22 protein-coding genes and 1 riboswitch are annotated in these 24586 nt (G+C 69.1%); of the genes, 15 read left to right on the top strand and 7 right to left on the bottom strand.

Annotated features, from left to right (window positions below; all coding sequences use genetic code 11):
- Positions 1 to 54 precede the first annotated feature (54 nt).
- The 6 genes from EV192_RS26710 (at position 55) to EV192_RS26685 (ending at position 7209) form a co-directional block, all read left to right on the top strand.
- Positions 55 to 1704, top strand: a complete 1650-nt coding sequence (locus tag EV192_RS26710) for a penicillin-binding transpeptidase domain-containing protein (protein ID WP_165960622.1) — start codon at positions 55 to 57, stop codon at positions 1702 to 1704.
- A 74-nt stretch (positions 1705 to 1778) separates the two neighbouring features.
- The gene (locus EV192_RS26705) at positions 1779 to 2999 is read left to right on the top strand and encodes a pyroglutamyl-peptidase I (RefSeq protein WP_207926245.1); all 1221 of its coding nucleotides are present in this window, start codon (positions 1779 to 1781) and stop codon (positions 2997 to 2999) included.
- A gap of 47 nt (positions 3000 to 3046) precedes the next feature.
- Positions 3047 to 3328: a DUF167 domain-containing protein gene (locus EV192_RS26700; protein WP_132120129.1), complete on the top strand. Its 282-nt coding sequence runs from the start codon at positions 3047 to 3049 to the stop codon at positions 3326 to 3328.
- 21 nt (positions 3329 to 3349) lie between these two features.
- On the top strand, positions 3350 to 4828 hold the full coding sequence (locus tag EV192_RS26695) for a potassium/proton antiporter (RefSeq protein WP_132120127.1): 1479 nt from the start codon (positions 3350 to 3352) through the stop codon (positions 4826 to 4828).
- Between the two features lie 50 nt (positions 4829 to 4878).
- A riboswitch (SAM riboswitch) is annotated at positions 4879 to 4993 on the top strand.
- Positions 4994 to 5026: 33 nt separating this feature from the next.
- Positions 5027 to 6361 carry an aminotransferase class V-fold PLP-dependent enzyme gene (locus tag EV192_RS26690; protein ID WP_132120125.1) on the top strand — a complete coding sequence of 445 codons (1335 nt, stop codon included), beginning with the start codon at positions 5027 to 5029 and terminating at the stop codon, positions 6359 to 6361.
- A gap of 14 nt (positions 6362 to 6375) precedes the next feature.
- Positions 6376 to 7209 (top strand): alpha/beta fold hydrolase, encoded by an 834-nt coding sequence (locus tag EV192_RS26685; RefSeq protein ID WP_132120123.1) that lies wholly within the window; start codon positions 6376 to 6378, stop codon positions 7207 to 7209.
- Positions 7210 to 7256: 47 nt separating this feature from the next.
- On the opposite strand, the gene EV192_RS26680 is transcribed toward EV192_RS26685, so the two are convergent.
- Both EV192_RS26680 and EV192_RS26675 read right to left on the bottom strand, forming a co-directional pair.
- The gene (locus EV192_RS26680; protein WP_132120121.1) at positions 7257 to 7628 is read right to left on the bottom strand and encodes a VOC family protein; all 372 of its coding nucleotides are present in this window, start codon (positions 7626 to 7628) and stop codon (positions 7257 to 7259) included.
- Positions 7625 to 8443 (bottom strand): helix-turn-helix domain-containing protein, encoded by an 819-nt coding sequence (locus tag EV192_RS26675; RefSeq protein ID WP_132120119.1) that lies wholly within the window; start codon positions 8441 to 8443, stop codon positions 7625 to 7627. Before EV192_RS26675 ends, EV192_RS26680 begins: the two co-directional genes overlap by 4 nt.
- An 18-nt stretch (positions 8444 to 8461) precedes the next feature.
- Here EV192_RS26675 and lspA point away from each other — a divergent pair, with 18 nt between their 5' ends.
- Together lspA and EV192_RS26665 are read left to right on the top strand one after the other, a co-directional pair.
- The gene (lspA, locus tag EV192_RS26670) at positions 8462 to 9037 is read left to right on the top strand and encodes a signal peptidase II (protein WP_132120117.1); all 576 of its coding nucleotides are present in this window, start codon (positions 8462 to 8464) and stop codon (positions 9035 to 9037) included.
- A 37-nt stretch (positions 9038 to 9074) separates the two neighbouring features.
- Positions 9075 to 9959: an RluA family pseudouridine synthase gene (locus tag EV192_RS26665; protein WP_132121409.1), complete on the top strand. Its 885-nt coding sequence runs from the start codon at positions 9075 to 9077 to the stop codon at positions 9957 to 9959.
- A gap of 35 nt (positions 9960 to 9994) precedes the next feature.
- Here EV192_RS26665 and EV192_RS26660 read toward each other — a convergent pair whose 3' ends face one another.
- Positions 9995 to 11011 carry an AsnC family protein gene (locus EV192_RS26660; RefSeq protein WP_132120115.1) on the bottom strand — a complete coding sequence of 339 codons (1017 nt, stop codon included), beginning with the start codon at positions 11009 to 11011 and terminating at the stop codon, positions 9995 to 9997.
- A 157-nt stretch (positions 11012 to 11168) separates the two neighbouring features.
- On the opposite strand from EV192_RS26660, the gene EV192_RS26655 reads away from it, so the two are divergent.
- Genes EV192_RS26655 through EV192_RS26640 form a run of 4 tightly spaced genes read left to right on the top strand, consistent with a single transcriptional unit; the run spans position 11169 to position 15343 of the window.
- Positions 11169 to 12566 carry an extracellular solute-binding protein gene (locus tag EV192_RS26655; protein ID WP_132120113.1) on the top strand — a complete coding sequence of 466 codons (1398 nt, stop codon included), beginning with the start codon at positions 11169 to 11171 and terminating at the stop codon, positions 12564 to 12566.
- Positions 12553 to 13476: a carbohydrate ABC transporter permease gene (locus EV192_RS26650; RefSeq protein WP_207926244.1), complete on the top strand. Its 924-nt coding sequence runs from the start codon at positions 12553 to 12555 to the stop codon at positions 13474 to 13476. The genes EV192_RS26655 and EV192_RS26650 overlap by 14 nt, the downstream gene beginning before the upstream one ends.
- Entirely contained in the window at positions 13473 to 14291 is an 819-nt protein-coding gene (locus tag EV192_RS26645) for a carbohydrate ABC transporter permease (RefSeq protein WP_132120111.1), read from the top strand. Before EV192_RS26650 ends, EV192_RS26645 begins: the two co-directional genes overlap by 4 nt.
- Positions 14291 to 15343, top strand: coding sequence for an ABC transporter ATP-binding protein (locus tag EV192_RS26640; protein WP_132120109.1), 1053 nt, complete (start codon positions 14291 to 14293; stop codon positions 15341 to 15343). Before EV192_RS26645 ends, EV192_RS26640 begins: the two co-directional genes overlap by 1 nt.
- A gap of 1 nt (position 15344) precedes the next feature.
- Here EV192_RS26640 and EV192_RS26635 read toward each other — a convergent pair whose 3' ends face one another.
- Both EV192_RS26635 and EV192_RS26630 read right to left on the bottom strand, forming a co-directional pair.
- Entirely contained in the window at positions 15345 to 16301 is a 957-nt protein-coding gene (locus EV192_RS26635) for a chitinase (protein ID WP_132120107.1), read from the bottom strand.
- Positions 16302 to 16377: 76 nt separating this feature from the next.
- Entirely contained in the window at positions 16378 to 16980 is a 603-nt protein-coding gene (locus EV192_RS26630) for a nucleoside/nucleotide kinase family protein (protein WP_132120105.1), read from the bottom strand.
- Between the two features lie 81 nt (positions 16981 to 17061).
- Here EV192_RS26630 and dnaE point away from each other — a divergent pair, with 81 nt between their 5' ends.
- Entirely contained in the window at positions 17062 to 20595 is a 3534-nt protein-coding gene (gene dnaE, locus EV192_RS26625) for a DNA polymerase III subunit alpha (protein WP_207926243.1), read from the top strand.
- Here the strand turns inward: dnaE and EV192_RS26620 are convergent.
- Positions 20572 to 21261 carry a hypothetical protein gene (locus EV192_RS26620; protein ID WP_132120103.1) on the bottom strand — a complete coding sequence of 230 codons (690 nt, stop codon included), beginning with the start codon at positions 21259 to 21261 and terminating at the stop codon, positions 20572 to 20574. The two genes, dnaE and EV192_RS26620, sit on opposite strands and share 24 nt — an antisense overlap.
- A gap of 180 nt (positions 21262 to 21441) precedes the next feature.
- On the opposite strand from EV192_RS26620, the gene EV192_RS26615 reads away from it, so the two are divergent.
- Both EV192_RS26615 and EV192_RS26610 read left to right on the top strand, forming a co-directional pair.
- Positions 21442 to 22641 (top strand): cytochrome P450 family protein, encoded by a 1200-nt coding sequence (locus EV192_RS26615; protein ID WP_132120101.1) that lies wholly within the window; start codon positions 21442 to 21444, stop codon positions 22639 to 22641.
- Between the two features lie 20 nt (positions 22642 to 22661).
- Positions 22662 to 23972, top strand: coding sequence for an adenosylmethionine--8-amino-7-oxononanoate transaminase (locus EV192_RS26610; RefSeq protein ID WP_132120099.1), 1311 nt, complete (start codon positions 22662 to 22664; stop codon positions 23970 to 23972).
- 1 nt (position 23973) lies between these two features.
- Here EV192_RS26610 and EV192_RS26605 read toward each other — a convergent pair whose 3' ends face one another.
- Positions 23974 to 24570 carry a Uma2 family endonuclease gene (locus EV192_RS26605; protein ID WP_132120097.1) on the bottom strand — a complete coding sequence of 199 codons (597 nt, stop codon included), beginning with the start codon at positions 24568 to 24570 and terminating at the stop codon, positions 23974 to 23976.
- Between the last annotated feature and the right edge of the window lie 16 nt (positions 24571 to 24586).

Below are 24586 nucleotides of genomic sequence, written 5' to 3'. Positions count from 1 at the left end.
ATTTCTGGCATGCTGCCCCGCAAGGGGCGATGGACCGGAACCGGGGGTGGTTTCATGACTGACGCACGAAGACGTCTGATTCTGATCATCGGCGGCGTGCTGGCGGTGGCCGTCATCGTGACAGGTGTGGTGGTGCTCTGGCCGTCGTCCAAATCGACTGCCGGGTCGTCCGAAGTGCCGACCATCAACAGCGGGCCGCCGGTCGGGACAACCGTGGACAACTTCCTCAAGCTGGTCGGCGCGGGCGACGGCGGCCAGGCGGGGCCGATGACGGACAACCCGCCCACCGCGCAGAACGACGTCGGCGCGTTCGGCAAGAACATCGCTTCGGCGAAGGTCGTGTTCTCCCGCAAGACAAGCGTGGACGAGTCAGGCGGCAGGACCGCTCTCCAGGTGCCGGTGAAGGTGGTATGGACCATCTCCCAGACCGACACCTGGCAGTACGACAGCGCGCTGAACCTGACCTTGACGGCCGGCAAGTGGCTGGTCAAGTGGGCGCCGTCGATCCTGTATCCGCAGTTGCAGCCCGGTCAGAACCTGGCGTTGCTCGGTGGGGTCACCGGGCCGGAGGGCCAGGCCGCGGTCGTCGGTGAGGACGGCTCGGCGCTGGCGAACTGGACCGGGGCGACCGCGAAACCGGTGGATCCGAAGACGTCTCCGCTGATCCTGTCATCGATCGTGCGCGGGGCGAGCAAACCGGGCGAGACGGACACCCGGCACGTCTCGGTCGTCGACGGTGCCGGCAAGGAGATCGGGTCGCCCGTGCACGGCACCGTCAACAAGCAGGCGACTCCCGTCGGGCCGATCAAGACCACGTTGAACCCACGGATGTCCATCGCCGCGCAGAACGCGGTCAGCACGCAGTCGAACGCCACCATGCTCGTGGCGATCAAACCGTCGACCGGCGGCATCCTCGCGGTGGCCCAGAACGACGCGGCGGGTTCCGCGCTGACCGCGTTGAACGGCTTGTACCAGCCCGGTTCGACGTTCAAGGTCACCACCGTGGCCGCGGGCATCCAGCAGCAGAGCCTGAATCAGGACTCGCAGGTACAGTGCCCGGGACAAGGCACGTTCTCGAGTCGCACGATCCACAACGCCAACAACTTCGACCTCGGCACGGTCTCGCTGCGGACCGCGTTCGCGCACTCCTGCAACACCACGTTCGCCCAGATGGCCAGCCAACTGCCGCCGGACGCGCTGAACAAGTCGGCCAGCCAGTTCGGCCTGAACGCGGACTTCACCATCCCCGGCATCACCACCGAGTTGGGCAAGGTGGAGAACTCCGACAGCCCGACCCGGCAGGTGGAGAACGCGATCGGCCAGGGCACGGTCCTGGCCAGCCCGCTCGGGATGGCGATGGTGGCGGCCACGGTCGGCGCGAAGAAGGCCGTGACACCGCAGTTGCTGAAGGACTCGCCGACCCAGGTCACCGCCGGGTACAAGGCGCCGCCCGCGGCCGTGTTGTCGCAGATCCAGTCGATGATGCGCGAGGTCGTGGCCAGCGGCACGGCGTCGAAGAAGCTCAAGGGTTTCAGTGACCTGGCGGGCAAGACGGGCACCGCCGAGACCACCAACGACGGCGCCGAGGCGCACGGCTGGTTCATCGGGATCCGCGGTGACGTGGCGTTCGCGGTCCTTGTGAAGGACGGCGGCTCGTCGTCGGCCGCGCTCGACGTGGCCGGGGCGTTCCTGAAGGGTTTCTAGTACTTTCGTCGCCTGTTGTCGCCGGCACCGGTCCGCTTTGATGGCTGACTGTGATGAATCTCTTACGTAGGGCAATGACCGGCGCTCTCGCGCTGGGCTCTCTCGTCGTCGTCGCGCCGGCGGCACATGCGGACACCGCGTCGTGCTTCGACCGGACCGCGTCGCTCACCGTGTCCGAGCGCAGGCTTGACCAGGCGGTGCCGCAGGAGTTGTTGCGCCGCAGCGGTTTTGACCGGTTCGCGCCGCGGTTCGAGGCGCTGCTGTGCGCCGCCCGGTCGCTGCGGCTCGCGCGGTTGCTGGTCCAGGTCGAAGGGCCGGCGCTATGGCGGGCCGCGGTCGACCGGGTCCAGGGCCGCGGCCCGGCGGGCGGCGACCTGTCCCGCGGTGACGACCGCCCGCTGTACTGGGCGCGGCTACAGTTGACGCGCGCGTTGCGGCAGTGGACACCGCGGTTCACGCTGTCACCGGCCGGCCGGATCGAACTGATCGACAGCATGGAGCGGGGGTCCCGCGGCCAGAACTCGATCGACTTCCCCGGTGGCCGACACGTCAAACGCGTGCTGGTGAGCGGCTTCGACCCGTTCCAGTTGGACGGCGACATCCGGCGCAGCAACCCGTCCGGCGCCACCGCGCTCGCGCTGGACGGCGTGACCCTGTCGACCCCGGCCGGCCTGGTCCGGGTGCAGACCGCGATGTTCCCCGTGCTGTGGGAGCCGTTCGAGGCCGGGATGGTCGAGCACACGTTCCTGCCGCACATGCGGGAGATCGACATGCTGACCACGGTCAGCCAGGGCCGCGTCGGCCGGATCGACGTCGAGCACTACAACGGCCGCTGGCACACCGGACCGGACAACGACAATGTCACCCGGGCCACCACCATCCCGATCCCGGCCGGCGTGCCCACCGTCACCCCACAGCCGGAGTTCGTGCCGACCACCTTGCCGTTCGCCAAGATCGTGGCCGCCAAGACCGGCCCGTTCCCGGTGTTCGACAACACCGCGGTGACCGAGATCCGGGCCGGTGAAACGGTCCCGGTCGTCTCCCCGAACGGCCCGACACCGGGCTCGGTCGCCCGCGCCGGCACCGGCGGCAGCTTCCTGTCCAACGAGATCGCCTACCGCGCAACGCTTCTGCGGGACGCGGTCCGGCCGTCCCTGCCAGCGGGCCACGTGCACACGCCGGTCCTGCAGTTCGACCCCACCAACACGACCCAGGTGACCGACCCGGTGTTCGAGCGGAACAGAACGGACATAGTCGCCCAGATCCGCGCGATCATCACCGTCGCCGCCAGCTGACGACCGCCCCAGCGGGGTGTCGGCCCCGCTGGGGATATCGTGGCGCGGTGGGGTTTCGGTTCGCGGTTCGGGTCAAGCCCGGGGTCAGGCGGGAGTCGGTAGGGGGGACTTGGGGGGAGAACGCGCTGATCGTCGCCGTGGCCGCGCCCGCCGTCGAAGGGAAGGCCAATGCGGCCGTTCGGGCCGCGCTGGCCAAGGCGTTCGGGGTGCGGGCGCGTGATGTGTCCGTTGTGGCTGGTTCGCGAGGGCGGGACAAGATCGTCGAACTCGCGCCGGCACCGGCCGATGCGGCCGAACGGCTCACCGTGCTGCTCGCCCTGAGCATTTAGGACAGATGAGACAATGCCCGGGTGAACGGGCTGACCCTTGCCCTGGGTATCGGGGCCGTCGTTGTGCTCGTGGCCGTGCTGGCGGTCCGGGTGGCGGTCCGGCTCGGCCTGCCGTCGCTGCTGCTGTACCTGGGCATCGGTGTGGTGCTCGGCGAGGCCGGGTTCGGCATCACGTTCGACGACGCCCAGCTCACCCAGGCGCTGGGCCTGGCCGCGCTGGTGCTCATCCTCACCGAGGGCGGCCTGACCACGCGGTGGACCGACGTCCGGCCGTCGCTCGGGATCGGCGTCGCACTGTCCACTGTGGCGGTCGCGGTGAGCATCGGGGTGACCGCGACCTGCCTGCACTTCGTTCTTGGCCTGGACTGGAAGCTGGCCGCGCTGTGGGGCTCGGTGCTGGCGTCCACCGACGCGGCCGCGGTGTTCAGCGTGTTGCGCGGGCTGGGTTTGAGCAAGCGCTTGGTCGGGTCGCTGGAGCTGGAGTCGGGCCTCAACGACGCGCCGTCGTACATCGCGGTGGTCCTGCTGTCGACGGCGACCTCGGTCGACTGGACGATGCCGCTGCTGATCGGATACGAACTCGCCGCCGGCGCCGCGATCGGGCTGCTGCTGGGCTGGCTCGGGGCGCTCGGGCTGCGGCACGTCGCCCTGCCGGCGACCGGCCTGTACCCGCTCGCGACCGTCGCGGTCTGCGTCGCCGCGTTCGCCGGCGGCCAGTTCGCGCACGCCTCCGGGCTGCTGGCCACCTACGTCGCCGGGCTCGTGCTGGGCAATTCACGGTTGCCGCACCGGTCGGACACCCTGTCGTTCGCCGAGGGCCTGGGATGGCTGTCGCAGATCGGGCTGTTTGTGCTGCTCGGGCTGTTCGCGTCGCCGGAGCGCCTGCTCGACGCCGTGGTCCCCGGCCTGGTCGCGGGCGCGGTGCTGCTGCTGCTCGCCCGGCCGCTGTCGGTGGTGCTCGCGGCGCTGCCGTTCCGGGTGCCATGGCGTGAACAGGTGTTCCTGTCCTGGGCGGGCTTACGCGGGGCCGTGCCGATCGTGCTGGCGATGATCCCGGTCAGCGCCGGTCTCCCCGGGGCGAAACCGCTGGTGGACGCGGTGTTCGTGCTCGTCATCGTGCTGACCTTGGTGCAGGGCGGCACGTTGAAACTGCTGGCCAGGATGCTGGGGCTGAACCAGGGGGCGACATCCGAGGAGATGCAGGTCGACGCGGCACCGCTGGACGAACTCGGCGCCGATCTGATCCAGGTCAAGATCCCCGAGGGGTCGAAGTTGCACGGCGTCTACCTGACCGAGCTACGCCTCCCACCAGGCGCGACCGTGAGCCTTGTCACTCGCGACGGCGCGGCGTTCACGCCGCAGCCGTCCACCCGGCTGCAGGAGCACGACCACATTCTCGTTGTCGCCACGCAGGAAGCGCGGGTCGCGACCGAGCGCCGGATCCGGGCCGTCGACCGGGCCGGTCGGTACGCCCGGTGGCGGGGCGAACGCGGCGACTGACATCTGGACGGCTTTTCACCGGCGCGGCGATCCGCTACATTCGAACCGAAGGTCATGAGTGCCAGCGTCAAGCCCCGGCTCGCTGGCCGGCAACCCTCCTACCGCGGTGGGGTGCCCCGGGTGAGGACCAGGCCCGCCACACCCGTGGCAGGGCAAGCGCGGACCCTCCATGCGGGTCCCCGGGCCCGGAGGAAAGAAGTGACACTCGCACTCCCCACCCCCCGCCAGTCGGTGCAGGTCCCCGCTGTTGTCGGCGCCGCACTGAGGGTTCCCCTCGCCACCGGCGGGCACATCGAGTACGCCAACCTCGATCACGCCGCGAGCGCGCCCTGTCTGCGCGGCGTGCAGGACGCCGTGGACGAACTCCTGCCCTGGTACGCCAGCGTGCACCGCGGCGCCGGGTTCGCCTCCCAGGTCTCCACCAAGGTGTACGAGCGGGCACGTGACGTCCTGCGGAAGTTCGTGGGCGCGCGCTCCCGGGACGCGGTCGTGTTCACGCGCAACACCACGGATTCCCTGAACCTGTTGGCTCGTTCGCTGCCGAAGGGCACCTCGGTCGTGCTGTTCGACACCGAGCACCACGCCGCTTTGCTGCCGTGGAAAGGTCCGTGGATCCGCCGGATCCAGACCCCGGCGTCCGCGGCCGACGCGGTTGTCGCGCTGGACAACGCTTTGGTTTCGGCGCCGGCCGGCCCGCGGCTGGTGGTGGTGACCGGAGCGTCCAATGTGACCGGTGAACTGTGGCCGGTGGACGAGTTGGCCGCGGTCGCCCGCAAGCACGGTGCCCGGGTCGCGCTAGATGCCGCCCAACTCGCGCCGCACCGGGCCGTGGACATCAAGGCGTGGGACGTGGACTACGTCGTGCTGTCCGGGCACAAGCTCTACGCGCCGTTCGGCGCCGGTGCTTTGGTCGGTCGTGCCGACTGGCTGCAGGCGGCGGACCCGTACCTGGTCGGCGGCGGGGCCACCAAGCAGGTCGTGAACTACGGCGACCACTTGGGCGTCGCCTGGTCCGCGGTGCCGGAACGGCACGAGGCCGGGTCGCCGAACGTCGTCGGTGTGCACGCGCTCGCCGCGGCCTGCGAAGTGTTGTCCGCCAACTGGTCGGACATCGAGGCGCACGAGATCTCGTTGCTGCGCAGGCTTCGTGAGGGCCTGCGGAGCGTGCCCGGCCTGAGCGAGCTGAGCCTGTTCGACGGGCCGCGCGTCGGCGTCGTCAGCTTCACCGTCGAAGGCCACGACGCCGGCCTGATCGCGGCGGCTTTGTCTGCGGAGTACGGAATCGGCGTGCGCGACGGGGCTTTCTGCGCGCACATCGCCACGCGACGACTCCTGGCGAAGTGCGGATCGACTGAGCAGCAGGCGCTGCGCGCGAGCCTCGGCCTGGGGAGCACGGCGGAACACGTGGACCGGCTGGTGGACGCGTTGCGCACGCTGGTGACGGTCGGCCCGGCGTTGACGTACCGGCTTGCGGACGGCCGGTGGGTGCCGGAGCATGACGTGCGCGTGCTGCCGTCGTTTCTCCGGGACTGAAGGAAGGATCCGCCATGCCACGCCTCACTGTTGGCGAGGACAATGGGCACCCTGTCGAGATCTACTACGAGGACGCCGGCTCCGGCCAGCCGGTGGTGCTCATCCACGGCTGGCCGCTGTCCGGGCGGTCCTGGGAGAAGCAGGTCCCGGCGCTGGTCGCCGAGGGCTACCGGGTCATCACGTACGACCGGCGCGGGTTCGGCGCGTCCTCCCGACCGTGGAACGGCTACGACTACGAGACCTTCAGCGCCGACCTGCACGTGCTGCTGGAGTACCTCGACCTGACCGACGTCACCCTGGTCGGGTTCTCCATGGGCGGCGGCGAAGTCGCCCGCTACCTCGGCCGGTACGGCACCGACCGGATCGCCAAGGCCGTGTTCGCCGCTGCCGTCCCGCCGTACCTGTACAAAACCGGCGAGAACCCGGACGGCGGCCTCGACCAGGCCACGCTCAACGGGTTCCACGAGGGCATCCGCGGTGACCGGGTCGCGTTCGTCGACCAGTTCGTCACGAACCTCTTCGCCGTCAACGGCACCGACCTGGTCAGCCCGCAGCAGCGCCAGTACATCGCCGACATCGCCGCGTTCGCCTCGGCCAAGGGCACCCTGGACTGCACGACCGCGTTCACCACCACGGACTTTCGTGACGACCTGACCGCGTTCACCATTCCCACCCTGGTGATCCACGGCGACGCGGACCCGATCGTGCCGTTCGAGGCGAGCGGGAAGCGCACGGCCGCGGCCATCCCGGACAGCAAGCTGGTGCTCGTGCCGGACGCGCCGCACGGGCTGAACATCACCCACGCGGAGACCTTCAACGCCGAACTGCTGGCGTTCCTTCGATCCTGAGCGCCCGGTGATCCTGGCCCTCACCCCCCGAGGGCCAGGAGAACGGGTCACGCGCCCTGATAGGTGCCGAACGTCCAGACATTGCCTTCGCTGTCGGCGATCGCCACGTTCCGCGCGCCGTACTCGGCGTCGTACGGCTCGGTCATCACAGTCGCCTTGGCCGCCACGGCCCGCTCGTGGACCGCATCAGGGTCCTTTGTGTACACACAGACCCACTGGGTGCCGGGCACCTGCTGCGGGTAGTCGGGGTGGTTTCCGACTGTGCCGTACATGATGCCGCCGCCTTCCGGCCACGCCACCTCGGCGTGCGCGATCCGGTCGCCGTCGCGCACAGTCACTTTCTCGGTGAACCCGAACACCTCGGTCAGGAACACGCGGGCCGCCTCGGCGTCCCGGTACATCAAACAAGGCCAGATCATGCCGAGGACTCTGGTTCATCGGGGACGCTGACGTCTTGGAGAAACGGGAGCTCCTCGCGGATCCACTCGGACGGGCTGCACCCGGCCAGCACCCGCCACTCGTTGCTCATGTGCGCCTGGTCGTAGTACCCGGCGGTGATCGCGACCTCCGCCAGCGCCCCGCCGGCACGCAGCAGCTCGCCGCTGCGTTCGAACCGGATCAGCCGGGAGATCTGCTTGGGCCCCATGCCGACCTCGCCGGCGAACCGCTCGGTGAAGTGCCGCCTGCTCCAGCCGACCTCGCCGGCCAGTTCGGTCACCGGCCGGCCGCCGTGCCCGGTCACCATCCGCCGCCACGCCCACTGGATCTCCTCGACCAGCCGCACGGGCTTGACCGCGGCCGTCAGCTCGGCGTCCAGCACATCGAACCGGCTCGGCCAGTCCGGCGCGTCGGCCAGCCGGTCCGGCAGCCGCCGGGCCCACGGCACGGGCAGGTCGGCCAGGTCGACCACGGCCGCCGTCAGCTCGGTCGACGGGACGCCGAGCAGCGCCCGCAGGCCGAGCGGGCTGAGATCGAGGGACAGGCCGCGCTGGAAGCGGTCCTGGCTGATCAGCACCGGCCCGAGGTGCAGCCCGCCCACCGCGGCCAGCAGGTGCGGACCGTCGACCACGCGGACAGGATCGGCGAGGCTGATGATCAGCGTCACTGACCGTGACGGCAGCCCGCGGTGCACGGCCAGGGACACGTTGTGCTGCGTGTACCCGACGTATCGGCGCACGAGGTGGCGCAACGCGGGGTGTGGTGCCCGCGCCGCCCAGTCGTCCGGCCCATCCACACAGGCCAGCGTAGGTGCATGGACAATGAACCGGTGAGTACGGAGAGCAGTCCCGAGCCAGCGCCGGCACGGAAGGCGTTGGTCCTGGTCGTGACGGCAGTGCTGCTGTTCGCGCTCGACCTGGGCACCAAGGTGCTCGCCCTGGCCCAGCTGGAGGGCAAGGAGCCGGTTCGGGTCCTCGGCGGTCTGGCCTACCTGCAGATCGTGCGCAATCCCGGCGCGGCGTTCTCCATCGCCACCGGGATGACCTGGGTGCTCGCGCTGGTCGCCGTGGGTGTGGTGGTCGCGATCATCTGGATCCTGCCCCGGCTCCGATCCACCGGCTGGGCGCTGGGCCTCGGGCTGGTGCTGGCCGGCGCGCTGGGGAACCTGACCGACCGGTTCTTCCGGGCGCCGGGGCCGCTGCGCGGGCACGTGATCGACTTCGTGTCGCTGTTCGGGCCGAACGGCGAGTACTGGCCGGTGTTCAACGTGGCCGACTCGTCGATCGTCCTCGGCGGGATCCTGATCGTGCTGCTGTCGTTGTTCGGCTACGAGTACGACGGCCGCCGATCCAAAGACAAGAAGAAAGCTGAGGTCACAGCGGGTGACTGACCTGCGTACGCTGCCCGTGCCGGACGGCCTGGACGGGATGCGCGTGGACGCCGGGCTGTCCAAGCTGCTCGGCCTGTCCCGGACCGTGGTCGCGGCCATCGCCGAAGCCGGCGACGTGGTGATCGACGGCCGCCCGGCGGACAAGTCCGACCGGCTCGTCGCCGGGTCGGTGCTCGAGGTCACGCTGCCCGCGCCGGACCGGCCGGTCGAGCTGGTGCCGGTGCCCGTCGACGGCCTGCGGGTGCTGTTCGAGGACGACGACATCGTGGTGGTCGACAAGCCGGTCGGGGTGGCCGCCCACCCGAGCCCCGGCTGGACCGGGCCCACCGTGATCGGCGGGCTCGCCGCGGCCGGGACCCGGGTGTCCACGTCCGGCGCGGCCGAGCGGCAGGGCGTCGTGCACCGGCTGGACGTCGGCACGACCGGCGTGATGGTGGTGGCCAAGAGCGAACACGCGTACACCGTGCTCAAACGGGCCTTCAAGGAGCGGACGGTCGACAAGACCTACCACGCGATCGTCCAGGGGCACCCGGACCCGAGCGCCGGCACGATCGACGCGCCCATCGACCGGCACCCGAAGCACGACTACAAGTTCGCCGTGGTCGCGTCCGGCCGGCCGAGCGTGACCCACTACGAGGTGCTGGAGATGTTCCGGGCGGCCTCGCTGGTGAAGGTGAAGCTGGAGACCGGCCGGACCCACCAGATCCGGGTGCACTTCTCCGCGCTGCGGCACCCGTGCGTGGGCGACCTGACGTACGGGGCCGACCCGGTGCTCGCCAAGCGCCTGGGGTTGACCAGGCAGTGGCTGCACGCGCGGGCCTTGGGCTTCGAGCATCCGGCCGACGGCCGCTGGGTCGAGTTCACCAGCGAATATCCCGCGGATCTCGCCGCTTCCCTGGCAGGGCTACGCGCCGAGTCCTAAGGCCTGTATCGCGGACGGGGACCTCGATACAGGCCTTAAGGCTCGACGGCCCAGGTCAGGGTTCGGGCCGTGTCGTCCGGGCGTGGGCTCCACCGGACGGCGGTCAGCTCGACGTTCTCCGGGAGCACGTAGACGGTGTGTCCGCCGGCGGTTTCGCCGGGGGCGACGCCGATCCGGTGCGGCGGGCGGGACGACAGCGACACCGGGGCCTTGGTGATCGCCCGGCCGTCCTTGGCGACCAGGACGAGGTAGAGGTCCGGCAACGAGTTGAACGGCTGCGCGCCCTTGTTGACCATCTCGGTGTGCACGACCACCGACCGTTCGCCCTCCTGCAGCCGGTAACCGGCCGCGGTGAACAGGAAGTCGGCCGGGTCGACCACTTCGACCAGCTGGATCGACAGGTACTCGCCCTCAAGGCCCTCGGCCTGGAGGGTGCCGCCGACCTTCCCGGTCCGCACCGCCGCGGGCGTCCGTGGCGGGCTGGGCTGCTGGGCCGCCTGGTGTGGCTGGTCGCCGCGGGCCCACGAGGACGACTGGGGTGGGCCCCACGTGCTCGCGGCCGGGTCCGGCGGGGGCGGCGGCTGGGCCGGGAACGGCTGGCTCGGCGGGTTCTGCGGCCAGCCCGGGTTCGGCCGCTGCGGCATGGGTGGGGCGTAAGCCTGCTGTTGCGCGGGATAAGGCGTGGCGACCTGGTACGGGCCCGACGGCGGCGTGGCGACCGGATACGGACCGGACGGCGGCGGGGGCGGATACGTCCCGGACGGTGTGCCCTGCACCTGGTAGGCGCCGGACGGGAAACCCGCGGGCGGCGAGACCATCGGCGGCTGATGGGCTGGCTGATGGGCGATGGCGGCCAGGGCCGCGCGAATCCCGTTCGGGTCGCACTCGACGCCCACCATCAACGGGAGGCCGTTGGCGGACAGCGCGACCAGCCGAGCGGCCACTTCCCGGGGATCCAGCCCCAGGCGGGCGGCGACCTCGTGCACCGCGGCGCGGCCCATCTCGGCCACCAGGCTGAGGAGGCGGACGTCCACGGGATCAGGGGCTACCACGGTCCGAACGCTACCCCGTCGTAGTGATCAACGCGTGCACCACCGCGTGGCCTCGCCCGAAAGGGCCGATCACGACCCTTGTCAACGATCAACTTCTGACAGAGGATAACGCGACCCATGTCGAGTTTGTGGGTTTTTGCTATGGGAGGGCGCGACGATGCGACTGAAGTCCCTGATGGCGGTGCTCGCGGGTGTGACGCTGCTGACCGCGGGGTGCGTGGGCAAGTCCGCGGACACGAACACCGGACAGAACTCCGAAGCGAAGGACGTGACGCTGACCATCGGGGCCAACTCCCAGGCCGGTGGGAAGAACGCGGCCGGCGCCAAGTGGATCAGCGAGTACGTCATCCCGAAGTTCGTCGAGGCGGAGAAAGCCAAGGGTGTCAACGCCACAGTCAAGTTCGAGGGCAACGGCGCCGACGACGCGGACTACAAGACCAAGGTGGCCCTTGACCTCAAGACCGGCGGTGGCGCCGACGTGCTGGAGGTCGACGGCATCTGGCTCGGCGAGTTCGCCCAGGCCGGCCAGGTCAAGCCGCTCGCCGACGTGGTCGGCAGGGACAAGGTGGACGCCTGGGACGGCTGGTCGAAGATCCCGCAGGCGGTGGCCGCGCTCGGCGACTTCGACGGCAAGCGCTACGGCGTCCCGACCGGCACGGACGGCCGCGTCCTGTATTTCAACAAGAAGTTGTTCGCCCAGGCCGGGCTGCCTGCGGACTGGCAGCCGCGCAGCTGGGACGACGTCCTGGCCGCCGGGCAGGCGCTGAAGAAGCTCCAGGGTGTGGTGCCGATCCAGCTCAACGCGGGCACGGCGATGACCGAGGCGACCACCATGCAGGGCGTGCTGCCGTTGCTCGTCGGCACGGGCAAGCCGATCTACGCGGACGGCAAGTGGCAGGGCGCCACCCAGAACGTCAAGGACGTGCTCGGCCTGTACCAGAAGGTCTACGCCGGCGGTCTGGGCGACCCGCTGCTGCAGCAGGAGGCCAAGGGACGGGACAAGTCGTTCAGCCAGTTCGCCGACAACAAGATCGGCATTCTGCTGGAGAGCGACTACTTCTGGCGCGCGGTGGTGAACCCGAACAACGGCGTGGCCAAGATGGCCGACCGGGACACCGCGGTCGGCTGGGCCAAGATCCCGGCGATGCGGTCCGGCGCCGGGGTCGGCGGGCAGGACTTCGTGAGCATGTCCGGCGGGTCCATCCGGGTGATCAACCCGAACACGAAGTACCCGCAGCAGGCGTGGGACCTGATGCAGTTCATGAACTCGTTCGACGCCACCAAGACCAGGGTCGCCGGCATCCCGCAGATCACCCAGCGCAGTGACGTCAACGACGACGTCCTCGCCGGCGACCCGATGCTGTCGTTCATCGCCAAGCAGGTGCTGCCGATCACCCGCTACCGGCCCGGTCTGGCGCCGTACCCGCAGGTGTCGTCCGCGTTGCAGCAGGCGACGGCCGACGTGGTCAGCGGCAAGAGCCCGGACGCGGCCGCGGCCGCGTATCAGCAGGCGCTGGCGAAGGCGGTCGGCGAGGGCAACATTGCCACCGGTTGACCAGGTGCTCGCCGAGCCGTCGCGTCGTACGCGACGGCCGGCGACCGACTCGGCCGGGCTCGGCCGCGCGCGGGCGGTCGGGTTCGTCACGCCCGCGTTGATCCTGATCGGCGTGTTCCTGGTCTTTCCGGCGCTCTGGAGTATCTACATCGGACTGACCAACTACACGCTGACCGGGCCGGCTTCGGTGGACCCGAAGACAGTCGGCCTGGACAACGTCACCGGCGCGTTGAGCGACCCGCTGTTCGGCAACTCGCTGTGGCTGACCCTGCTGTACGTGCTCGCGTCCGCGGTCATCGGCCAGAACATCCTCGGGTTCACCCTGGCGTGGACGATGCGCAGTGCCCGGCGATGGCTGCGGCGGGTGGTCGAAGCGCTGGTGCTGCTGGCGTGGATCCTGCCGAGCACAGTGGTCGCGTACCTGTGGATCGCGGCCCTTGACCGCGACAACGGCACACTCAACCTGATGCTGCAGACGCCGGGCATCGCCTGGCTCGTACAGTATCCGATGTCGAGCCTGATCGTGTTCAACCTGTGGCGTGGCACAGCGTTCTCCATGCTGCTCTACAGTTCCGCGCTCGCCGTGGTGCCGCCTTCGCAGTTGGAGACCGCGCGGTTGGTCGGCGCCGGCAAGCTCAGCATGCTGCGGGACGTGGTGTTCCCGCACATCCGCGGGCACGTGCTCACCAATACACTGCTGATCAGCCTGTGGACGGCGAACGACTTCTCGCCGTTCCTGCTGACCGCCGGCGGGCCGAACCACGCGTCGGAGACGTTGCCGGTGTTCATCTACCAGCAGGCGCTCGGCTCCGGTCAGCTCGGCTACGCGTCGGCGATCTCGTTCCTGCTGTTGCTGATGAACCTGGTCATCGCGTTGGTGTACCTGCGGTTGCTGCGGAGGCGCCGATGACCTCGCTGGTACTGCGCCGGATCGGGTACACCGTGTTCTTCGCGGTCGTGTTGGCGTTCTTCGCGATCCCGATGCTGTGGCTGGCGAGCGCGCCGTTCGACAGCAGGCCGGGGCTCGGGCTGCGGTGGCCGGACTGGACCCTGGACAACGTCACGACCACGGTCAACCATCCGTATGCCTTGACCTCGTTGCTGAACTCGCTGGTGCTGTGCACGCTCGCGATGGTGATCACGACGGTGCTCGCCGCTTGCGCCGCGTACGCCTTGTCCCGGGTGCGGATTCCGGGCCGGGACGCGTTGCTGTACGTGCTTCTGCTGCTGTCCAGCGTGGTCACCGGGACCGCCGCGATGGTGCCGATCTTCGTGATGATGTACCAGCTGGGGCTCATCAACTCCCAGTACGGCACGGCACTGGTGATCGCGGGCGGGATGCTGCCGGCCGCGATCTTCATCCTGAAGGACTTCATGGACGCCGTGCCGCGGTCGTACGAGGAGTCCGCGCGGGTGTTCGGGGCGTCGCCCCGGCAGATCCTGCTGCACGTCGTCGTGCCGGTCGCGCGGCCCGGGATCGCGACCATCGTGGTGTGGTCGTTCGTGCAGGCGTGGGGCAACTTCCTGCTGCCGTTCCTGCTGCTGCGGGACATCGGCGGCCAGCCGGCCGCGGTGCTGCTGCGGACCCTGCAGGACGAGGGCGGCAGCGCGAACCTGACCGTCATCCCGGTGTTCTCGCTGCTGTACTCGATCCCGGTGGTCGTGCTGTACCTGTTCGTGAGCAAGCGGTACGGCTTCCGGTTCCACGGAGGGATCAAGAGCTGATGGCCCAGATCACCGTCACCGGACTGTCGACTGTGTACCCCAACGGGGTGCGCGCGGTGGACGGGCTGGACTTGACCGTCGCCGACGGGGAGTTCTTCGCGCTGCTGGGGCCGTCCGGCTGCGGGAAGACGACCCTGCTGCGCACGATCGCCGGCCTGGAGCAGGCCACCGAGGGCACGCTCTCGATCGGGGACCGGGATGTGACGTCCGTCGAGCCAGGGAAACGCAATGTGGCCATGGTGTTCCAGGACTACGCGTTGTTCCCGCACATGACCGTGACCGAGAACATCGCCTATCCGCTGCGGGTGCGCCGGCAGCCCAAGGCGACGCAGCAGGAAGTGGCCGCGCGGACGGCCGCCAGTCTCAGCCTGAGCGCCCTGCTGGAGCGCCGCCCCGGGCAGTTGTCCGGCGGCCAGCAACAACGCGTGGCGCTCGCGCGGGCCGTCGCGATGGACGCGGACGTCCTGCTGCTCGACGAGCCACTGTCCAATTTGGACGCCAGACTGCGATTGGAGGCGCGGACGTTCCTCAAGCGCCTGCAACGGGAACTCGGCGTCACCACAGTGTTCGTCACCCACGACCAGGCCGAGGCGCTGGCGTTGGCCGACCGGATCGCGGTGATGGAGGCGGGCCGGATCCGCCAGCTGGGCAGCCCCCGCGAGGTGTTCGCGCGGCCGGCGGACACGTTTGTGGCGAACTTCATCGGGTCGACGCCGATGAACCTGCTCGACGGCGTGGTCGAGGGCGGCCAGGTCGCCGTGGCCGGCGCGACACTCCCGGCGCCGCTGCCGCTTGACGACGGCACCAAGGTCGTGGTGGGCATCCGGCCGGAGTACCTGGCGCTGGGCGCCGACGGCATCACCGGGACCGTGTCGACCGTGGAGAACCTCGGTGTCAGCTCACTGCTGACATTGGAGTGCCCGGACGGCACCCTGGTCGGCGTGACCGTCCGGGAACAGCACGAGCCCGCGGTGGGCGCGCGGGTGACCGTCGCCCCTGAAGCCGGCCGGCTTCTCTTGTACGGCAAGGAAGACGGCCGGCTGCTCGGGTGAACTATCCGTTGTATCCGGCGAAGATCTTCGAGAACTCGTACGGTGCCTGGGACACGTTGGTGCAGCGGTACAGGGCGCCGTTGCAGGCGTTGGCGTCCCGGCCCTGCTCCCAGGTGGACAGCATGCCCAGGTGCACCGACTGGGCGAAGCTCACCAGCGCGCGGGCGTCCTTCTGCAGGAAGATCTCGGTGCGGGAGTCGTTGACGCCGAGCATCGGGGTCACGCCGATCCGCTTCCACGCGGCCGCGTCGGTGCCGCCGTAGACGGACTTCACCTGCGCCTGGGTGGCCTTGGCCGCCGCGATCGCCTTGGCGCCCTGGTCGGCGGGGCCCTGGTAGTAGTCCATCGCCATCACGTTCACGAGATCCAGGTTCACGCCGGCGTTCTTGGCCTGCTGGACCACGTTCACGCCGTCCGAGGTCAGGCCGCTGGGCAGGACGGGCAGGGTGAGCGAGATCTTCAGGCCGGGGTGGCGGCTCTGCAGGATCTGCAGGGCCTGCGAACGCCGGGCGATGGTGGCCGGGTCGGCCACTGCCGCGCCTTCGATGTCGAAGTCCACTGCCTTCAGCGAGTACGTGTTGACGACGGCGTCGTACTCGTTGGCCAGGGCGGTGGGGGTGTTGCACATGTAGGCCAGTTCGATGCCGCTGGCGCCGCCGAACGAGACCTTCACGTCGCCGCCGGCCGCGCGGATCTTGGCGATCTCGTCGCTCTGCCACGCCGTCCGCGGGTCGAACGCGGCGAACCAGCTGGCCTTGCAGCCGGCCGCGGTGACGAAGCCGAGGGTGAAGCTCTTGACGCCGCCCTTGCCGGCCATGGTGGACAGCACGGGGGTCGGCCACGCTCCCATGTCCACATAGGGCGCCACTGAGGTCGCCGTGGCCGCCTGGCCCACACCAACGTTCAGAACCGTGAACGCCAGTGCCGCGGACGCGATCACGGTCAGGACTTTCCGCATGGTGAACCTCCTCGAGGCAGGGTGTGTGAGGTGTTCACCAATTGGTATAGACCAACTGAGTCGGAATGACCAGTCCCTAGGTAGTCCGGAGCGCGGGATGGTTCGGGTCGTCGACGCGAACCGCGAAATCGGCGACGGTCAAGGGCGCCACCTCCTGCTCGTACCGGTCGAAGGCGGGCAGGCTCCACTCCTCGGCCGCCGGGGTCCGCCGAGCTAGCGCGGCCGGGGACAGCCACAGGTGCACGGTCAGGTCGAAGCCGAACCCGCGGCCCAGCAACAGCTCGCCGTCCAGCAGCACGATCCCGCCCGGTGGCAACGGAACGTAGTCGGCCCTCGTCGCCCGGTCGGTCTCCACGTTCCAGAACGCGGGCAGCACCTTGTCCCCGGTGAGCACCTCGCGTCGCAGCGCGCCGGCGTCCAGCCAGTCGTCGTAACGGGAGTCAGGGTCGGTCCGGCCGCGTTCTAACCTGAGCGACGCGGGACGCAGGAAGTCGCGCGCCCGGACCCGGACCACCTCCCGGCCCATGATCCGCAGCGGGTCGACGAGGCGGTCCGCCAGGCGGCCGGGATCGGCGGCCGGGGCGCCGTCGATCCCGACCCGCAGCCGGCCCGGCAGGTCCGCCAGGCGGGCGACGACAAGATCGACGAGGGTGGCGTCGGACACAGGTGAGAAGCGCATCGCCCAAGATTGTCGTACCCGTGAGGTACAACCGGAGTGTCCTGGAGCGGTGCGATTGGGGGGCGATTAGGGTGATGGACCGTGGCCGCTGACTCCTTCACACACCTGCACGTGCACACCGAGTACTCGATGCTCGACGGAGCGGCCAAGCTCAAGGACCTGTTCGCCGAGTGCGAGCGGCTGGGGATGACGTCCGTGGCGATCACCGACCACGGCCACATGAACGGCGTGTACGACTTCTGGCGGCAGGCCACGTCCGCCGGGATCAAGCCGGTCCTGGGGATCGAGGCGTACCTGGCACCGGCCTCGCGGCACGTGAAGGACCGGGTCCGCTGGGGCGACCCGGGCCAGAAGTCCGACGACGTGTCCGGTAGCGGTGCGTACACGCACCAGACCATCTGGGCCCGCAACGCCACCGGCCTGCGCAACCTGATGCGCGCGGCCAGCCTGGCGTCCTTCGAGGGCCAGCTCGGCAAGTGGCCGCGGATGGACCAGGAGCTGATCGCGGAGCACGTCGACGGCCTGATGGCCACCACCGGGTGCCCCTCCGGCGACGTGCAGACCCGGCTGCGCCTCGGCCAGTTCGACGAGGCGGTCGAGGCGGCCGGCAAGTGGCAGGACATCTACGGCAAGGACAACTTCTACGTCGAGCTGATGAACCACGGCATCGACATCGAGCTGAAGGTCCGGGACGACCTGCTGCGGCTGGCCAAGAAGGTCGACATCCCGTTCGTGGTCACCAACGACTCGCACTACACGTTCTCCCACGAGCGCGAGGCCCACGACGCGCTGTTGTGCGTGCAGACCGGAAAGACGCTGCAGGACCCGACCCGGTTCAAGTTCGACGGCGAGGGCTACTACCTGAAGTCGCCGGACGAGATGCGCGCGGTCGACTCGTCCGACGCCTGGCAGGAGGGCTGCCGCAACACCCTGCTGATCGCCGAGAAGGTGGACACCAGCGGGATGTTCGAGTCCCGCAACCTGATGCCGCGGTTCCCGATCCCGGACGGCATGAGCGAGGGCGACTACTTCACCCAGCAGGTCTGGGAGGGCATGCACCGCCGCTTCCCGGACGGCGTCGACGACGTCCACAAGCAGCAGGTGGAGTTCGAGATCGGCGTCATCCTGCAGATGGGCTTCCCGGCGTACTTCCTGGTGGTCGCGGACTTCATCAACTGGGCCAAGGAGAACGGCATCCGGGTCGGCCCCGGCCGTGGGTCGGCCGCGGGCGCGCTGATCGCGTACGCGATGGGCATCACGGACCTGGACCCGCTCGCGCACGGGCTCATCTTCGAGCGGTTCCTCAACCCGGACCGGGTGTCCCCGCCGGACATCGACATCGACTTCGACGAGCGCCGGCGCGGCGACGTGATCCGGTACGTGACCGAGAAGTGGGGCGAGGACAAGGTCGCCCAGGTGATCACGTTCGGCACGATCAAGGCGAAGGCCGCGATCAAGGACGCCGCCCGGGTGCTGTTCGGCCAGCCCGGCTACGCGGTGGCCGACAAGATCTCCAAGGCGTACCCGCCGGCCGTGATGGCCAAGGACATCCCGCTGTCGGGCCTGCACGACCCGCAGCACAAGCGGTACGCCGAGGCCACCGAGATCCGCACGCTGTACGACCAGGACCCGCAGGTCAAGCAGATCATCGACACCGGCAGGGGCCTGGAGGGCCTGATCCGCAACGCCGGTGTGCACGCCTGCGCGGTGATCCTGAGCGCCGAACCGCTGCTGGACGTGATCCCGCTGTGGCGGCGGCCACAGGACGGGTCGATCATCACCCAGTTCGACTACCCCACGTGCGAGTCGCTGGGCCTGCTGAAGATGGACTTCCTGGGCCTGCGCAACCTGACCGTGATCGACGACGCCATGCGCAACATCGAGATCAACGGCAAGCCCCCGGTGGACCTGCAGTCGTTGGAGCTGGACGACAAGGCCACGTACGAGCTGCTGTCCCGGGGCGACACGCTGGGTGTGTTCCAGCTCGACGGCGGGCCGATGCGGGACCTGCTGCGGCTGATGCGCCCGGACAACTTCGAGGACATCTCGGCCGTGGGCGCGCTGTACCGGCCGGGTCCGATGGGCGCGAAGTCGCACACGAACTACGCGTTGCGCAAGAACGGCCAGCAGGAGATCACGCCGATCCACCCGGCGCTGGCCGAGGCTCTCAAGGACATCCTGGGCACCACCTACGGCCTGATCGTCTACCAGGAGCAGGTCATGGCGATCGCCCAGAAACTGGCCGGCTACTCGCTGGGACAGGCGGACCTGCTGCGCCGGGCGATGGGCAAGAAGAAGAAGGAGATCCTGGACAAGGAGTTCGCCGGGTTCGAGAAGGGCATGCTGGACAACGGCTACCCGAAGGACGCGGTCAAGACGCTCTGGGAGATCCTGGTCCCGTTCGCGGACTACGCGTTCAACAAGGCGCACTCCGCCGCGTACGGCCTGGTGTCGTACTGGACGGCGTACCTGAAGGCGAACTACCCCGCCGAGTACATGGCCGGCCTGCTGACGTCCGTGCGGGACGACAAGGACAAGGCCGCGGTCTACCTGGCCGAGTGCCGCAAGATGGGGATCACGGTCCTGCCGCCGGACGTGAACGAGTCCGAGCGGGACTTCTCCCCGGTCGGCGTCGACATCCGGTTCGGTCTCGGCGCGATCCGCAACGTCGGCGCGAACGTGGTCGACTCGATCACCAGGGCCCGCCGGGAGAAGGGCGCGTTCGTCGACTTCTCGGACTTCCTGCGCAAGGTCGACGCCCAGGTGTGCAACAAGAAGGTCGTCGAGTCACTGATCAAGGCGGGCGCGTTCGACTCGCTCAAACACCCCCGCAAGGGCCTGTTCCTGGTGCACACCGACGCGATCGACGCGGTGATGGAGACCAAACGGGCCGAGGCGGTCGGCCAGTTCGACCTGTTCGGCGGCGCGGACGCGGCCGACGTGGCCGCGGTGTTCGACGTGAAGGTCCCGGACGACAGTTGGGAGACCAAGCACCAGCTCGCCCTGGAGCGGGAGATGCTGGGCCTGTACGTGTCCGGGCACCCGTTGGACGGGGTGGAGCAGATCCTGACCGCCCAGTCGGACACGCCGATCGCGGCGATCCTGGAAGGCGGGATCGCGGACGGCGCCCAGGTCACCATCGGCGGCATCCTCGCGTCGGTGACCCGGCGGGTGAACAAGAACGGCGAGCCGTGGGCGTCCGCGATGCTGGAGGACCTCAACGGTGGCATCGAGGTGCTGTTCTTCCCGAAGACGTACTCGGTGGTCGGGATGAGCGTGGTCGAGGACGCGATCGTGCTGGTCAAGGCCAGGGTGGCGAAACGCGAGGACCGGACGTCGCTGATCGCCAACGACCTGGCCGTGCCGGACCTGGAGGCGTTGGCGGGCAGCCAGCCGTTCCGGGTCAGCATGCCCGCCAACAAGTGCACCCCGGCGATGGTCGCGCAACTGAAGGACGCGTTGTCCACCCATCCGGGGACCACCGAGGTGCACCTGCGGTTGGTGAACGGCCAGCGCAAGACGTTGCTGAAGCTGGACGACGCGTTGCGCGTGACCCCGAATCCGGCGCTGATGGGCGACCTGAAGGCGCTACTAGGACCTAGCTGCCTGGCCTGACCGTGAGCGCATGAGCTCGTGCCGGGCGACGGCGGCGACTGTGCTGTGCGAGTTGGACAACAGGGCGGCGTAGTCGCCGGCCAGCATCGCGACTTCGTCGACAGTGGGCGCGAGCGCCTTGTGCAGCAACAGGAATCCGTTGATGTCGGCGGTCTTCCCGCCGCGGCGCAGTCGGAACAGGCAGCCTTCGAGGAGCATTGTCCGGTCCAGCTGGGGGTCGCCGGTGAGCCGGGCCGCCCAGTCGGTTGTCAGCAGCGCGCCTACACCGTCCACTTCGAACAGTCGGCGGGCGAGCGCGGCGCGGCCGGTGTCCGGGTGGCCGGTGGCGATCCAGGAGTACACCAGGCCGTCGGTGGCCAGCGGGGCGATGCCGGTGACCGCGGCCAGCTCCGCCACCAGCCGGCGCAGGTCGGGGTCGAGCCGGTCGGCGGGCAGCCGCAGGGCGAGGCGGTCGACCAGGTCGCCGAGCCAGCCAACCCGCCGGTCCCGCAACGCTTCGACAACGAAGTCGACGACGTCGGTGTCCGTTTCGTCTTCCCGCAGCCCGTTGCGCGCGATCCACACCGCGACACTGGACGCGCCGGGCAGCAGCGCCGCGCCCGCGACCGTCAACGCGCACAGCCGCGGCGCCCAGAACCGCTTGCTGACGAAATCCGCTGTTCGCAAGGATTTTTCGTACCCCCGCAGTGGTTCCGCGAGAGACTTGCGTTGCCCGGCGTCAAGATGACGTAGAACACGCACAACGTTCGCGGCGTCTCCGGCGTCAACAAGGGGATGCAGCGTTACCCAGTCGCTCACCGGGTCACGATACGAGTAGCGTCGCGAGTAACACATGGGGAGGTCCGAATGTCGCCTGTGGCCCTGGACGATGACTTCATCCAGAACCCGTACGCCTTGTACGACCGGCTTCGCCGGGACGACCCGATCACCCAGGCGGTCACACCGCGTGGCATGAGACTGTGGCTCGTCACCCGATATGACGAAGCCCGTGCGGTGCTCACTGACCCGTCAGTGAGCAAGGCGCCCAACAACTTCAACCGGTTGTTCGCCGGCTCGTCGAGCACCCCGCAGATGTACTCCCGGGCGCTGGTCGGCCACATGCTCAACAGCGACCCGCCGGACCACACGCGGCTGCGGAAACTCGTCACGAAGGCGTTCACGCCGGGCACAGTGGAGCGGCTGCGGCCCCGGATCGAACAGATCACCGACGAGCTGCTCGACGCCATGGCCGAGCACGACCAGGTGGACCTGCTGGACGCGTACGCCTTCCCGCTGCCGGTCACCGTCATCTGCGAGCTGCTGGGTGTGCCGCGGGACGACCGCAACGACTTCCGCGAGTGGTCGAACACCCTGCTGTCGGCCGACCAGTGGGAGAAGGTCGCGCCCGCGTCCACCGCGATGACCGCCTACCTGGCGAACCTGATCGCCGCCAAGCGCGCGACACCCGGCGGCGACATGCTCACCGACCTGGTCCACGCGTCCGACGAGGGCGACCGGCTCAGCGAGCAGGAGCTGGTCGCCATGGCGTTCCTGCTGCTGGTCGCCGGGCACGAGACGACCGTGAACCTGATCGGCAACGCCGTCTACGCGCTGCTGCGCAACCCGGAGCAGCTGGCCAGGCTGCGGGCGAACCCGTCGCTGCTGCCGAACGCGGTCGAGGAGTTCCTGCGGTTCGACAGCCCGGTCGACCTGACCACGATGCGGATCACCACCGCGCCGGTCAAGGTCGGTGCCGTGCTGGTGCCGGCGGACGAGGTGATCATGGTCTCGCTGGTCTCAGCCAACCGCGACCTGGCCAGATTCGGCCAGGCGGACCAGTTGGACGTGGGCCGAAAGGCGGCTGGACACCTGGCGTTCGGGCACGGCATCCACTACTGCCTGGGTGCCCCGCTGGCCAGGCTGGAGGGCCAGCTGGCGATCGGCAAGCTGATCAACCGGTTCCCGGGGCTCGCACTGGCCGCGGACCCGGCCGCGATGCGGTGGCGGTTCAGCACGTTGATGCACGGCCTGGAGGCACTACCCGTCTCGTTGACCGTCCAAACCTGAATGAAGACAAAAGGCACCTCATGTCGTCCAATTGGCACTACTGTCGTTCCGTGGATGTCGCCGAGTTGATCGCGTTGGACCGCGCCCACGTCTGGCATCCGTACGGGCCCATGCCGGGGACCAGGGAACCTCTGGTGGTGCAGGGGGCGTCGGGTGTGCGGTTGCACCTGGCCGACGGGCGGGACCTTGTGGACGGCATGTCGTCGTGGTGGGCGGCGATTCACGGCTACCGCAATCCACGTCTCGACCAGGCCATGGTGGACCAGGCCGGCCGGATGAGCCACGTGATGTTCGGTGGCCTCACCCACGAGCCGGCGGTCCGGCTGGCGACTCGGCTGGTGCAGCTGACACCGTCACCGCTGCGGCACGTGTTCCTCTGCGACTCCGGCTCGGTGTCCGTCGAGGTCGCGGTGAAGATGTGCCTGCAGTACTGGCGCTCGGTCGGCCGCCCGGAGAAACGCCGCCTGATGACGTGGCGCGGCGGCTACCACGGCGACACCTTCCACCCGATGAGCGTCTGCGACCCGGATGGCGGAATGCACTCACTGTGGCGTGGTGTGCTTCCCGAACAGGTCTTCGTCCCGATGCCACCGGCCGGTTTCGACGCCGGTGTGGACTACGACTACGTCACCCAACTCGCGGACACCATCGAACAGCACGCGGACGAACTGGCCGCGGTGATCGTGGAGCCGGTCGTGCAGGGCGCGGGCGGCATGCGCTTCTTCGACCCCCGCTACCTCCACGTGTTGCGTGAACTGACCCTGGCGCACGACGTGCTCTTGATCTTCGACGAGATCGCCACCGGGTTCGGCCGCACCGGCACCCTCTTCGCCGCCGACCACGCGGCGGTGAGCCCGGACGTGATGTGCGTGGGCAAAGCGCTCACGGGCGGCTACCTCACCATGGCCGCCACCCTCTGCACCAGCCAGATCGCCGACGGCATCGCCCAAGGCGACCTGCCCGTCCTGGCCCACGGCCCCACCTACATGGGCAACCCACTGGCCGCGGCGGTCGCCAACGCCTCCATCGACCTGCTGCTCGAAGGCGACTGGCCAGCGGACATCCGCCGCCTGGAAAGCGCCCTGCTGGCCGGCCTCGAACCCGCCCTGGACCTCCCCGGCGTCCTGAACGTCCGGGTCCTCGGCGGCATCGGCGTCGTCCAACTCGACCACCAAGTGGACATCGCCCAAGCCACCAAGGCCAGCGTGGACGCCGGCGTGTGGCTGCGCCCGTTCCGCGACCTGATCTACACCATGCCCCCGTACATCACGTGCGACGAAGACCTGGCCCTGATCACCAAAGCCGTCTGCGCCGCAGTCGCCGCCGGTTGACTTACCGCGACAGATTAGTCAACGACAGTTCGATCGGGTAGGGCGCCGGCAGCTTGAGCTGTTCGTGGAAGATCCCGGTGAGGGCATACGTGCGGGTGGCGGGGTCGAGTTCGTAAACGTAGGCGACCGGTCGGCCATCAACGTTCTCGATCCGCCAGAAGTGGCGAATCCCGGCTTCGGCGTACCGTCGAGGCTTGTGCTCCCGGTCCCGGATCTCCGAGGACTTGGACACCACTTCCGCGACGAGCACCACGTCAGCCGGCACATAGTAAGTGCGGTCAAGGTCGGCGTCCGCCGCCGACGCGGAGACAACGGAGACATCCGGGCACGGACGCTGCCGCTCGCCGATCAGGATGTCCATCTCCCTGGTCGCGGTCAGGTCCGCAGGCGCCTGACGCTCCAGTTCGTCACGCAGACGCTCGATCACGCGTCGGTGAAACTCAGTCTGCGGACTCATGATGATGAGTTCTCCATCAACCAGCTCGATGTGCTTGAGCGCGTCAATCTCTCCGTTGGGGCCATCCGCACTGATCAGGTCAAGATCAGCCGCCGTCCACCCGTCACGCGGCACATAGGGCCAGTGAGGTTCGACCGTCATGATGCCAGGGTAACCG

Origin of the sequence: Actinocrispum wychmicini, assembly GCF_004345645.1 — a bacterium.
Lineage (GTDB): Bacteria > Actinomycetota > Actinomycetes > Mycobacteriales > Pseudonocardiaceae > Kibdelosporangium > Kibdelosporangium wychmicini.
The sequence above is the reverse complement of the archived record's forward strand: the minus strand, read 5'-3'. Positions and strand labels throughout refer to the sequence as shown.

Coding starts and splice junctions, on each gene's coding strand:
- EV192_RS26640 (WP_132120109.1), top strand. CDS start 14,291: ATGGCCCAGATCACCGTCACCGGACTGTCGACTGTGTACCCCAACGGG.
- EV192_RS26705 (WP_207926245.1), top strand. CDS start 1,779: ATGACCGGCGCTCTCGCGCTGGGCTCTCTCGTCGTCGTCGCGCCGGCG.
- EV192_RS26610 (WP_132120099.1), top strand. CDS start 22,662: ATGTCGTCCAATTGGCACTACTGTCGTTCCGTGGATGTCGCCGAGTTG.
- lspA (WP_132120117.1), top strand. CDS start 8,462: ATGGACAATGAACCGGTGAGTACGGAGAGCAGTCCCGAGCCAGCGCCG.
- EV192_RS26680 (WP_132120121.1), bottom strand. CDS start 7,628: ATGATCTGGCCTTGTTTGATGTACCGGGACGCCGAGGCGGCCCGCGTG.
- EV192_RS26635 (WP_132120107.1), bottom strand. CDS start 16,301: ATGCGGAAAGTCCTGACCGTGATCGCGTCCGCGGCACTGGCGTTCACG.
- EV192_RS26685 (WP_132120123.1), top strand. CDS start 6,376: ATGCCACGCCTCACTGTTGGCGAGGACAATGGGCACCCTGTCGAGATC.
- EV192_RS26605 (WP_132120097.1), bottom strand. CDS start 24,570: ATGACGGTCGAACCTCACTGGCCCTATGTGCCGCGTGACGGGTGGACG.
- EV192_RS26710 (WP_165960622.1), top strand. CDS start 55: ATGACTGACGCACGAAGACGTCTGATTCTGATCATCGGCGGCGTGCTG.
- EV192_RS26655 (WP_132120113.1), top strand. CDS start 11,169: ATGCGACTGAAGTCCCTGATGGCGGTGCTCGCGGGTGTGACGCTGCTG.
- EV192_RS26615 (WP_132120101.1), top strand. CDS start 21,442: ATGTCGCCTGTGGCCCTGGACGATGACTTCATCCAGAACCCGTACGCC.
- EV192_RS26645 (WP_132120111.1), top strand. CDS start 13,473: ATGACCTCGCTGGTACTGCGCCGGATCGGGTACACCGTGTTCTTCGCG.
- EV192_RS26630 (WP_132120105.1), bottom strand. CDS start 16,980: ATGCGCTTCTCACCTGTGTCCGACGCCACCCTCGTCGATCTTGTCGTC.
- EV192_RS26665 (WP_132121409.1), top strand. CDS start 9,075: ATGCGCGTGGACGCCGGGCTGTCCAAGCTGCTCGGCCTGTCCCGGACC.